The sequence below is a fragment of the Pseudomonas sp. NPDC087803 genome, from assembly GCF_044742995.1.
GTDB lineage: Bacteria > Pseudomonadota > Gammaproteobacteria > Pseudomonadales > Pseudomonadaceae > Aquipseudomonas.
On the sequence record NZ_JBIUVO010000041.1, the window covers coordinates 33,436 to 43,610 of the forward strand.

The 10,175-nt window shown below is 62.5% G+C and carries 12 protein-coding genes and 2 pseudogenes; 6 read left to right on the forward strand and 8 right to left on the reverse strand.

Annotated features, from left to right (window positions below; translation table 11 throughout):
- The 5 genes and pseudogenes from ACIOUG_RS18825 to ACIOUG_RS18845 all read right to left on the reverse strand — a co-directional run.
- A pseudogene (locus ACIOUG_RS18825) lies at positions 1 to 137 on the reverse strand (hypothetical protein); the annotation flags it as partial.
- Between the two features lie 195 nt (positions 138 to 332).
- Complete coding sequence (locus tag ACIOUG_RS18830) at positions 333 to 851, reverse strand: DUF3299 domain-containing protein (protein ID WP_003228673.1); 519 nt, start codon at positions 849 to 851, stop codon at positions 333 to 335.
- An 11-nt stretch (positions 852 to 862) separates the two neighbouring features.
- On the reverse strand, positions 863 to 2,128 hold the full coding sequence (locus ACIOUG_RS18835; RefSeq protein ID WP_064589441.1) for an ABC transporter permease: 1,266 nt from the start codon (positions 2,126 to 2,128) through the stop codon (positions 863 to 865).
- A 1-nt stretch (position 2,129) separates the two neighbouring features.
- Positions 2,130 to 2,840: an ABC transporter ATP-binding protein gene (locus ACIOUG_RS18840; RefSeq protein ID WP_007966120.1), complete on the reverse strand. Its 711-nt coding sequence runs from the start codon at positions 2,838 to 2,840 to the stop codon at positions 2,130 to 2,132.
- A 140-nt stretch (positions 2,841 to 2,980) separates the two neighbouring features.
- A complete protein-coding gene (locus tag ACIOUG_RS18845; protein WP_401067639.1) occupies positions 2,981 to 3,574 on the reverse strand; it encodes a DUF2796 domain-containing protein in 594 nt (197 codons plus the stop codon).
- A 135-nt stretch (positions 3,575 to 3,709) separates the two neighbouring features.
- Between ACIOUG_RS18845 and ACIOUG_RS18850 the strand changes: the two genes are divergently transcribed.
- Positions 3,710 to 4,063: a hypothetical protein gene (locus ACIOUG_RS18850; protein WP_401067641.1), complete on the forward strand. Its 354-nt coding sequence runs from the start codon at positions 3,710 to 3,712 to the stop codon at positions 4,061 to 4,063.
- Between the two features lie 96 nt (positions 4,064 to 4,159).
- Here the strand turns inward: ACIOUG_RS18850 and trxA are convergent, their stop codons facing one another.
- The 3 genes from trxA to ACIOUG_RS18865 form a co-directional block, all read right to left on the reverse strand.
- Positions 4,160 to 5,032 (reverse strand): thioredoxin, encoded by an 873-nt coding sequence (gene trxA / locus ACIOUG_RS18855; RefSeq protein WP_401067644.1) that lies wholly within the window; start codon positions 5,030 to 5,032, stop codon positions 4,160 to 4,162.
- 131 nt (positions 5,033 to 5,163) lie between these two features.
- Entirely contained in the window at positions 5,164 to 5,820 is a 657-nt protein-coding gene (locus ACIOUG_RS18860; protein ID WP_401067646.1) for a class I SAM-dependent methyltransferase, read from the reverse strand.
- Complete coding sequence (locus tag ACIOUG_RS18865) at positions 5,817 to 6,281, reverse strand: YbaY family lipoprotein (RefSeq protein ID WP_064590111.1); 465 nt, start codon at positions 6,279 to 6,281, stop codon at positions 5,817 to 5,819. The genes ACIOUG_RS18860 and ACIOUG_RS18865 overlap by 4 nt, the downstream gene beginning before the upstream one ends.
- A 127-nt stretch (positions 6,282 to 6,408) precedes the next feature.
- Here ACIOUG_RS18865 and nrdR point away from each other — a divergent pair, with 127 nt between their 5' ends.
- From nrdR to ribH, 5 genes and pseudogenes are all read left to right on the forward strand, one after another.
- Positions 6,409 to 6,873 carry a transcriptional regulator NrdR gene (gene nrdR, locus ACIOUG_RS18870; RefSeq protein ID WP_401067648.1) on the forward strand — a complete coding sequence of 155 codons (465 nt, stop codon included), beginning with the start codon at positions 6,409 to 6,411 and terminating at the stop codon, positions 6,871 to 6,873.
- Positions 6,870 to 8,003: a bifunctional diaminohydroxyphosphoribosylaminopyrimidine deaminase/5-amino-6-(5-phosphoribosylamino)uracil reductase RibD gene (gene ribD, locus ACIOUG_RS18875; protein WP_401067651.1), complete on the forward strand. Its 1,134-nt coding sequence runs from the start codon at positions 6,870 to 6,872 to the stop codon at positions 8,001 to 8,003. Before nrdR ends, ribD begins: the two co-directional genes overlap by 4 nt.
- 47 nt (positions 8,004 to 8,050) lie before the next feature.
- Positions 8,051 to 8,716 (forward strand): riboflavin synthase, encoded by a 666-nt coding sequence (locus ACIOUG_RS18880; RefSeq protein WP_401067654.1) that lies wholly within the window; start codon positions 8,051 to 8,053, stop codon positions 8,714 to 8,716.
- A gap of 16 nt (positions 8,717 to 8,732) precedes the next feature.
- Entirely contained in the window at positions 8,733 to 9,824 is a 1,092-nt protein-coding gene (gene ribBA / locus ACIOUG_RS18885; RefSeq protein WP_003228650.1) for a bifunctional 3,4-dihydroxy-2-butanone-4-phosphate synthase/GTP cyclohydrolase II, read from the forward strand.
- Between the two features lie 247 nt (positions 9,825 to 10,071).
- Positions 10,072 to 10,175, forward strand: a pseudogene (gene ribH / locus ACIOUG_RS18890) (6,7-dimethyl-8-ribityllumazine synthase); the annotation flags it as partial.

The window sequence follows — 10,175 nt, forward strand, 5'->3', positions numbered from 1 at the left end:
CCCACGCCCACGAAGCCGGCGACATCATCGGTGATCGCACCGGCGCGAACGATGATGTCGCCGGCTTCGTGGGCGTGGGCGAGCGGGGCTGCGAGCGCGATGGCAAACAGCGAGGCGCTGAGCAAGGACTTGTTCATGGGAGCTCCGAAAGGACGTTAAAAATATCTGATGCCCTATGGTACGAAGCCAACTGATACGGTCTTTTGACTCAGCTCAATGAAACAGTGATGGCCCCAAAAGATCGCAGCCTTCGGCAGCTCCTACAGTTGAAATGCGATCCCCTGTAGGAGCTGCCGAAGGCTGCGATCTTTTGACTTTAAAACTGCCGGGATTCACTCCGGCAGCTCATACACATAAATCTTGTCCGCCGCCATCTGATACCCGGCATCGGCCAGTTCGCTGGTGGACGCCTTGACCTGCAACGGTCCCTCGACCCAGTACGGCTGATACAGCTCGTCGAGCTTCACGCCCAACTCGCTTTTCACATGCACGATCTGGTTCGACGGCGGTGGCGGCACATGGATGCAAGCGCCGAAGTACGGCACCAGCAGGAAGTCGGTGGTGCGTCCTTCTTCGTTGACCTCCAGCGGCACGATGTAGCCCGGCAGGCGGATGTTCTGCCCGTCGAGACTCTGCACCACTGGCGCGTTGGGCATGTCCTGCTTGGCGGCTGGCGCCGACTCGGCAGACAGCGCATCACTCATCTTCGACATGTCGTGCAGAGGCGTCATGTTCGGCACTTCCGGCGCGGCGTCCGGCGGGATCATCTCCGACCAGGTCAGGTCTTTCGGCGCCGCTGCCCATACGGGCAGGGCAACCAGCAACAGCAGCGCAAGCACGGCGCGGGGCATGGTGAACATCCTCATAAACGGATCGACAGGCCATCGGCCAGGGATTGGCGATACGCGCGCCAGGCCGGCACGCTGCCCATCAGCAGCGCGGCCGCCAGAATGCCACCGAGCAGCGTCCATTCATACTCGCTCGGCCACGCCAGCGGCAGATACAGCCCGTAATTGGCCTGCACGTAACCTTGCGCGGCGGCAATGCCGATGTACAACAAGGCTAATCCCGCGATCACCCCGGTCAGCGCCAGGGCGAAGGCTTCCAGCACCAGCAGGCTCGCGATGTGCCACGGCCGCGCGCCGACCGAACGCAGAATTGCCATCTCGCGGCGACGCTCGTTGAGGCTGGTGAGAATCGCCGTGAGCATGCCGATCAACCCGGTCAGCACTACGAACAGCGAGACCACGAACAAGGCTTTCTCCGCAGTACTCATCAGGCTCCACAACTCCTGCAAGGCCACGCCCGGCAGGATCGCCAGCATCGGCTCGCCACGGTATTCGTTGATCTCGCGTTGCAGGGCGAAGGTGGAAATCTTGCTGTTGAGACCGAGCATGAACGCGGTGATCGCCTGTGGCGTCAGGTCCATGTTGCGTGCCTGATCCGCCGTGATCCGGCCGTTGCCTCGCGCTGGCACGCCGTTGTGCCAGTCGATGTGAATCGCCTCCATGCCGCCGAGGCTGATGTGCAACGTGCGATCCACCGGGGTACCGGTGCGCTTGAGAATGCCGACCACGGTGAACGGTTTATCGTCATGCTTGACCAGACTGATCGCCGCCACGCCGTGGGCCAGCACCAGTTGATCGCCGAGCTTGTAATGCAGCGCTTCGGCGACTTCGGCGCCGAGCACCACTTCGAACGGGTCGGTGGCAAACGCCCGGCCATCGGCCAGTTCCAGGTGTTGCTGGCGGCCGTACTGGTAATGCTCGAAATAGGCTTCGGTGGTACCCATCACGCGGTAGCCGCGATGCGAGTCGCCGAGGGACATCGGGATCGCCCACTTCACTTTCGGATTGCTGGCGAAATGTTCGAAGCTGTCCCAACGGATGTTGTTGGTCGCGTTGCCGATGCGGAACACCGAGTACAGCAGCAGGTTCACCGAGCCGGAGCGGGCGCCGACGATCAGGTCGGTGCCGCTGATGGTGCTGGCGAAACTGGCCTTGGCCTCGGTGCGCACGCGCTCGACGGCGAGCAACAGGCAGACCGACAGGGCAATCGCGAACGCGGTGAGCAAAGCGGTAAAGCGGCGGTTGGCCAGGCTGGCCATGGCCAGACGAAACAGATACATCTCAGACCTCGGCAGACGTGGCGGCGCGATTGAGCTCGGCCAGGGACAGGTGACGGTCGAACAGCGGCGCCAGGCTTTGGTCGTGACTGACGAACAACAGGCTCGATCCGGCTTCGCGGCATTCGGCGAACAGCAGGCGAATGAAGTTTTCCCGGGCGTCGTAATCCAGCGCCGAGGTCGGTTCGTCGGCGATCACCAGTTCCGGCTGGCCGATCAAGGCCCGGGCGGCGGCAACCCGTTGCTGCTGACCGATCGACAGCGAATCGGCGCGACGACCGAGGATGCTTTCGTCCTTCAGGCCAAGGTGGGCGAGCAGGGTGGCGGCGGCTTGATCGACGCTGCCGTGACGCTGTTTCGCCCGCTCTGCACGCAGCTTCGAAAAGTGGCACGGCAACTCGACGTTCTCGCGTACCGAGAGAAACGGCAGCAGGTTGAACTGCTGAAAGATGTAGCCAGTGTGATCGACGCGAAAGCGGTCGCGGGCGCCGGCACCGAGTTCGGTCAGCTCCTGGCCGAGCAGGCGAATGCTGCCGCGCCCGGGTTTCTGCACGCCACCGAGCAGGCCGAGCAGGGTGGTCTTGCCACTGCCGCTGGGGCCTTTGAGGAACAGGGTTTCGCCCGGCTCCAGGCGAAACGCCGGGATGTCCAGCAGCGGCGGGTGACCGGGCCAGTTGAAGCCCAGGTCGGACAGTTCGATGAGTGCTTGGGTCATGGCACCAGTTTCATGGAGTGAACACGTAACCCCTTGTGGGAGCGGGCTTGCTCGCGAATGCGGTGGATCAGCCAAATCTATGTTGACTGATACACCGCATTCGCGAGCAAGCCCGCTCCCACAGGGGATTGTCGGTGTGATCAGAATTTCAGGGCGGCGGCCTTGGCGGTCACTTCGGTGCCTTGCTGGCCGCTCGGGCTGATCAGTTGTACCTGAATTTTCTGGGTGGCCGGGAAGGTATTGAAGAGGTTCGCCAGATCCAGAGTCTTCAAGGCGCCCGGTGCGGCGCAGCTGAATTGATAGTGCGCGTGGATTTCGCTGTGATCGTGGTGATGGGCCTCACCGCCCTTCGCATCTTCGTCGTGGTCATGCTCGTCGGCATCCGGCTTGTCGCCGAACAGCGGGCTTTCCAGTTCCTGGCTGGTGACTTTGCAACCGGCGGCGGCCGGCAGGCTGAACAGCGCCAGCGGATTTTCCAGTTTGCTGCGGGCGGCGGCGACCTTGGTCTTGTCGGCGTCCGTGGTGGCGGCGTGTTCGAAGCCCACCAGGTTCATCGCCGGACTTTCCAGTTCCAGCTCCAGGGTCTGGCCGTCGAGAGCGGCGTTCAAGCGGCCGACGCCATGTTCGTGGGCACCGAGGCTGCCGTGCTCGTGGTCATGATCGTGCTCATCGGCAGCGTGGGCGATGGCCAGCGGCAACAGGGCAAACGGCAAAGCGAGCAGCAGACGACGCATGGCGGTCTCCGGAAAGTAAAGTGAAGAGTTTGTTATGTAATCTTATAACGAAAGTTCGCAGAGTTTGCCCGTGCGCTTGGCGTTGCACAAGTCCCGTGGGAGCATGCAGGTCAGAAATGTGCAGGAGCGAAGCAGATGTTGCGGATACGCGGAACCGTCGGCGCGACGCCGGTGGATTTGACGGTGGAGCTGGATGACAGCGATTGGGCGAAGCTCGGTTCGGTTCTGAATGTGCAGTCGCCGGCTCAGCCGGAGATGGCGGTTGCCCCAGCAGCCAAACCGCCGAATCAGGACGAGGCGTTGTGGCAGGTGGCGAAAGATCTGTTGCGCAAGGCCGGGCAGCTCAGCGGGCCGGATTTGCTTGATCAACTGGAAGGGCTGACCGGTAGCGCAGCGGCGGGCAAACGCCTGTTGGTGCGCCTGCGCCACAGTCCGGATGTAAAAGTGGTGAGTGGCGGGGATACGCCGCTCTACAGCTGGGTCGAGTAAGCCGCAAAAGATCGCAGCCTGCGGCAGCTCCTACAGGTTCACCCATATTTTGCGGATGGATCTGTAGGAGCTGCCGAAGGCTGCGATCTTTTGATCTTAATACAGCGCAGCGAACACCTTGCGCCGGTAAGCGGTCACCAGCGGATGATCATTGCCCAGCAGCTCAAACACCTGCAGCAAGGTCTTGTGCGGCAACCCTTCGCCATAACTGCGGTTACGGATAAACAGCTTGAGCAAGCCCTCCAGCGCCGCTTCGTATTGCTGACGGGCCAGTTGCTGGATCGCCAGTTGATACACCGCTTCGTCATCCTGCGGATCTTTGGCCAGACGCGCCTTGAGGTCGGCAGCATCCGGCAGATCGCGGGCCAGGCCGAGGAACTTGATCTGCGCCTTGGCCCCGGCCAATGCAGCCTTGTGCTCATCGCTCTTGACCGCGTCGAGCACGGTTTGCGCCTCGCCCAGTTCGCCGCGTTCGGTCAGGCAGCGGGCGTAGAGGATCAGCGCCTTGGCGTTGCTGTTGTCTTCGGTGAGCATCACCACCAGCGCCGCTTCCGCGTCAGCGTAACGACCGTCATCGAACAGCGCCTGCGCCTGTTCGAATGGATCGGCGGCGGCCGGTGGCGGCATCTGCACATGCGGCTCAAGCAGGGCGCGCACAGCGGATTCCGGTTGCGCACCGGCAAAACCGTCGACCGGCTGACCGTCCTTGAACAGCACCACGGTCGGCAGGCTGCGGATACCGAAGCGGGCGACGATGTCCTGCTCGATGTCGCAGTTGACCTTGGCCAGCAGCAGTTCGCCCTGATAGCTCTCGGCAATGCCTTGCAGCATCGGCATCAACGCCTTGCACGGCGCACACCACTCGGCCCAGAAATCCACCAGCACCGGTTTGTTGAAGGAAGCTTCGATCACCGACTGGTCGAAATCGGCAGTCGTGGCGTCGAAGATGTACGGCGTTTGCTGACTCATGGGGGATCTCTTTTAAGCGTCAATGAACGCACTATAAGGGCTTGCGCAAAAGATCGCAGCCTTCGGCAGCGCCTACAGAGGATCGCATTCCTGGTGTAGGAGCTGCCGAAGGCTGCGATCTTTCAACCATTTCAATCACGCCGCGCGTGGTACAGGCTCACATGCCGAAACTCTTCCGGCTCCGCCAGATCCGGCAAGGTCATCGCCTCAAGCGTTTCGATCCGCTCATACAACGGATGGCGAAAATCCCGAACCCGCGAATCCGCCACCAGCGCCTCGCGGCCACGGCTGAGAAACGCGTCGAGCAGCGGCAGGTTCTCGCGGTCGTAGAGCACGTCCGCCACCAGAATCAGATCGAAGCGATCTGCCTCGGCAAAGAAGTCCGTCGAATAACTCATCTGCACATCATTGAGTTCAGCGTTGGCCCGGCACGCGGCAATCGCCAGCGGATCCAGATCACAGGCCACCACCTCCAACGCCCCGGCCTTCACCGCCGCAATCGCGGCAATCCCCGAGCCGGCGCCAAAATCCAGCACCCGCTTGCCGCGTACCCACTCGGGAAACTCCGCCAGATAACGCGCCACCGCCAGACCGCTGGCCCAACAGAAACTCCAATAGGGCGGTTCGTGAAGGATGCGCCGGGTTTCGTCCGGGCTGAATTCACGATCCATGTTGTCGCCGTCGATCAGCCACAGCTGCAAATCGGTGCCCGGCAATGCACAGGGCTTGAGCCGTGCATCACCGAGCAATTCACCTAAGGCCTGTTGCAGGTCGAGCGGTGCGGTCATGGTGCTTTGACAAATTGCAGCTGGCCCAGCGCCTGTGTGGTCGGCTGGGTGATGGTTTGCGACGGCAGGTGCAGGATCAACTGGCCGGACTGCGTGGCGCGACCGCGCAGCTCGACCCGCGCGCCGGCCGGGAAGGCGTCCGGATTGAAGCGCAGACGAAACGGCAGGATCTGGTTGTTGCCGATCAGGCTGGAACTGGCCAGCAGTTGTTGCGGGCGCGACTTCTCGTCGATCACCAGCAGCGCCAGTTCGACTTCGGCCCCGGCCGGCACGCCTTGCAGGGTGCCGCTCAGTTCCCGTTGATAGGCTGGCAGCGGGCCGAGGTCGGCTGCCTCTTTGGCTTTTTTCTGCGCCTGTTGCGGTGCCGGGCCGGGTGTCGGCGGTTGCGGCTTGGGTTTATCACTGCCGCAGGCCACCAGCAGGGCGAAAAGACTGAGCAAAACGAGCGGTCGTAGCGGCATTGGCAGCTCCAGAAAATGAAATCCGTGGATCAAACGATCATGCCAGTCTGTATACCGCAAACCCTATGGCTTGTCTTGCCACCGGGATGCGCTACCATGGCCCTCCCTTTTTTTGTTGCCAGCCACCATGCACTGTCCCTTCTGCGGTGCCAACGACACCAAGGTCATCGACGCGCGTCTGGTCGCCGTGGGCGTCCAGGTGCGCCGCCGGCGTGAATGCCTGGCCTGCGGCGAGCGTTTCACGACATTCGAGACGGCCGAACTGGTGTTGCCGCGCCTGATCAAAACCGACGGCAGCCGTCAACCGTTCGACGAAGAAAAACTCCGCGCCGGCATGCAACGCGCGCTGGAGAAACGTCCGGTGAGCGTCGAGCGCCTCGAATCCTCTCTGGTTCACATCAAGCACAAGCTGCGCGCCACCGGTGAGCGCGAGGTCAAATCCCTCGTGGTCGGCGAACTGGTGATGGCCGAGCTGCAAAAGCTCGATGAAGTGGCCTACATCCGTTTCGCTTCGGTGTACCGGCGCTTCCAGGACCTCAACGAGTTCCGCGAAGAAATCGACCGCCTCGCCCGCGAACCGGTGAAAGAATGACCCGCGCCGCCGAGCAGGCGATCCTCGACGCGCACTTCATGGCACGCGCGCTGGAACTGGCGCGCAAGGGCCACTACACCACCCATCCCAATCCCCGGGTCGGCTGCGTGATCGTCAAGGACGGGCAGATTGTCGGCGAAGGCTTTCACGAGCGCGCCGGCGAACCTCACGCCGAAGTCCATGCCCTGCGCGCTGCCGGTGAATTGGCCCGTGGCGCCACCGCTTACGTGACCCTTGAGCCGTGCAGTCACCATGGCCGCACGCCGCCGTGCGCCGATGCGCTGGTGACTGCCGGGGTGGCGCGGGTGGTCGCCGCGATGCGCGATCCGAACCCGCAGGTTGCCGGGCGTGGCTTGCAGCGTCTGACCGATGCCGGGATCGCCACCGAAAGTGGCGTGCTCGAAGCCGAGGCGCGCCAGCTCAATCAAGGTTTCCTGAAACGCATGGAACACGGCTTGCCGTTCGTGCGGGTCAAGTTGGCGATGAGTCTCGACGGCCGCACGGCGATGGAAAGTGGCGAGAGCCAATGGATCACCGGCCCGGCCGCGCGCTCCGCGGTGCAGCGTTTGCGCGCGCAGGCCGCCGTAGTGTTGACCGGCGCTGACACCGTCCTGGCCGACGGCGCGCGCCTGACCGTGCGCGCCGACGAACTGGGACTGGATGCCGAACAAACCGCACGGGCCATGAGCCGTCCGCCGCTGCGGGTGCTGATCGACGGGCGCCTGCGGGTGCCGCTGGATGCGCCGTTCTTCAAGGCCGGTCCCGCGCTGGTCGCGACGTGCATGGCAGTCGAAGAGCAATACGCCAATGGCCCGGAGTGCCTGATCGTGCCGGGAGATGATGGTCAGGTCGATCTGCATCAACTGCTGATCGAACTGGCCAATCGAGGCGTCAACGAAGTGCTGGTCGAGGCTGGCCCGCGTCTGGCCGGCGCGTTCGCCCAGCTCGGTCTGGTCGATGAATTCGTGATCTTCATTGCCGGCAAGTTTCTCGGCTCCACGGCGCGTCCGCTGCTGGATTGGCCGCTGGCCTATATGAAGGACGCTCCAGAGCTGAAAATCACTGAAATCCGCGCGGTTGGCGATGACTGGCGAGTCACTGCGACGCCAGTCGTTTCGGCGAGCGTATAATTCCCGGCCATCGCGTTAGCGCTGGCTTCGTTCTCAAGGAGAACCCCATGTTTACCGGCATCATCGAATCCATCGGCAGTATCCGCGCACTGACCCCAAAGGGCGGTGATGTGCGGGTGCATGTCGAAACCGGCAAGCTCGACCTGAGCGACGTCAAACTCGGCGACAGCATCGCCGTCAACGGCGTGTGCCTGACCGCAGTTGAGCTGCCGGGCAACGGCTTTGCCGCTGACGTCAGCCGCGAAACCCTCGACTGCACCGCCATGAATGACCTGAAAAGCGGCAGCCCGGTCAATCTGGAAAAAGCCCTGACCCCGACCACCCGTCTCGGCGGCCATCTGGTCAGCGGTCACGTCGACGGTGTCGGCGAAGTGGTGTCACGCAGCGACAATGCCCGCGCCGTGGAATTTCGTATCCGCGCGCCGAAAGAACTGGCCAAGTACATCGCCCATAAAGGTTCGATCACCGTCGACGGCACCAGCCTGACCGTGAACGCGGTCGATGGCGCCGAATTCCTGCTGACGATCATTCCGCACACCCTGAGCGAAACCATCATGGCTTCCTACAAGCCGGGCCGCCGGGTGAACCTGGAAGTCGATTTGCTGGCGCGTTATCTGGAGCGTTTGTTGCTGGGTGACAAGGCTGCAGAGCCGACCGCCGGCGGTACGATCACTGAAAGCTTTCTGGCCGCCAACGGCTACCTCAAATCCTGACTGAAGGGGGTGCCTTGTGGCGCTCAATAGCATCGAAGAACTGGTTGAAGACATCCGCCAAGGCAAGATGGTCATCCTCATGGATGACGAAGACCGCGAGAACGAAGGCGACCTGATCATGGCCGCCGAATGCTGCAAGGCCGAGCACATCAACTTCATGGCCAAGCACGCCCGTGGCCTGATCTGCATGCCGATGAGCCGCGAGCGCTGCGAGCTGTTGAAGCTGCCGTTGATGGCGCCGCGCAACGGTTCCGGTTTCGGCACCAAGTTCACCGTGTCGATTGAAGCTGCCGAAGGCGTGACCACCGGGATCTCCGCAGCCGACCGTGCGCGCACCGTGCAAGCGGCTGCGGCCAAAGACGCCAAGGCTGAAGACATCGTCAGCCCGGGCCACATCTTCCCGCTGATGGCTCAGGCCGGTGGCACCCTGGCCCGCGCCGGTCACACTGAAGCCGCCTGCGACCTGGCGCGCATGGCCGGTTTCGAACCAAGCGGCGTGATCTGCGAAGTGATGAACGACGACGGCACCATGTCCCGTCGCGCCGAGCTGGAAGCTTTTGCCGCCGAACACAATATCAAGATCGGCACCATCGCCGACCTGATTCACTACCGGATGATCCACGAACGTACCGTTCAGCGGATTGCCGAACAGCCGCTGGACAGCGAACTGGGCCAATTCAACCTGGTGACCTATCGTGATTCGGTGGAAGGCGACGTGCACATGGCCCTGACGTTGGGCACTGTCTGCGCCGAAGAGCCGACCCTGGTTCGCGTGCACAACATGGATCCGCTGCGCGACCTGTTGATGGTCAAGCAGCCGGGCCGCTGGAGCCTGCGCGCCGCGATGGCTGCGGTGGCCGAGGCCGGCAGCGGTGTGGTGCTGTTGCTCGGTCACCCGCTGGACGGCGACGTGCTGCTGGCGCACATCCGCGAAACCGGTGAGCAGGCGGCGGTGAAAAAACCGACCACTTACAGCATCGTCGGTGCCGGTTCGCAGATCCTGCGTGACCTCGGCGTACGCAAAATGCGCCTGATGTCTGCGCCAATGAAATTTAATGCGATATCCGGTTTCGATCTGGAAGTTGTAGAATACGTGCCCTCCGAATAAGACGCCGGTTTTTGGCCTCGTTGTTCGCTCAAGGCATATTTGATTTATTGTGGCGAGGGAGCTTGCTCCCGCTGGGCTGCGCAGCGGCCCCTCTTGTGGGCGCTGCGCACCCAAGCGGGAGCAAGCTCCCTCGCCACAAAGATGTGCAAGTGAACACCGAGTGCGATTTCCGACGCTGTATTCGCGGTTCAAATATCACTGAGGGATGCGTACGAAACGCGTCCCGGCTCTTTAAGAGATCTGACGAATGACCCTGAAGACCATCGAAGGTACCTTCATCGCCCCTAAAGGCCGCTACGCTCTGGTAGTGGGCCGCTTCAACAGCTTCGTGGTTGAAAGCCTGGTCAGCGG

Coding starts and splice junctions, on each gene's coding strand:
- ACIOUG_RS18835 (WP_064589441.1), bottom strand. CDS start 2,128: ATGTATCTGTTTCGTCTGGCCATGGCCAGCCTGGCCAACCGCCGCTTT.
- trxA (WP_401067644.1), bottom strand. CDS start 5,032: ATGAGTCAGCAAACGCCGTACATCTTCGACGCCACGACTGCCGATTTC.
- ACIOUG_RS18865 (WP_064590111.1), bottom strand. CDS start 6,281: ATGCCGCTACGACCGCTCGTTTTGCTCAGTCTTTTCGCCCTGCTGGTG.
- ACIOUG_RS18850 (WP_401067641.1), top strand. CDS start 3,710: ATGTTGCGGATACGCGGAACCGTCGGCGCGACGCCGGTGGATTTGACG.
- ACIOUG_RS18845 (WP_401067639.1), bottom strand. CDS start 3,574: ATGCGTCGTCTGCTGCTCGCTTTGCCGTTTGCCCTGTTGCCGCTGGCC.
- ACIOUG_RS18840 (WP_007966120.1), bottom strand. CDS start 2,840: ATGACCCAAGCACTCATCGAACTGTCCGACCTGGGCTTCAACTGGCCC.
- ribD (WP_401067651.1), top strand. CDS start 6,870: ATGACCCGCGCCGCCGAGCAGGCGATCCTCGACGCGCACTTCATGGCA.
- ACIOUG_RS18830 (WP_003228673.1), bottom strand. CDS start 851: ATGCCCCGCGCCGTGCTTGCGCTGCTGTTGCTGGTTGCCCTGCCCGTA.
- ACIOUG_RS18880 (WP_401067654.1), top strand. CDS start 8,051: ATGTTTACCGGCATCATCGAATCCATCGGCAGTATCCGCGCACTGACC.
- nrdR (WP_401067648.1), top strand. CDS start 6,409: ATGCACTGTCCCTTCTGCGGTGCCAACGACACCAAGGTCATCGACGCG.
- ACIOUG_RS18860 (WP_401067646.1), bottom strand. CDS start 5,820: ATGACCGCACCGCTCGACCTGCAACAGGCCTTAGGTGAATTGCTCGGT.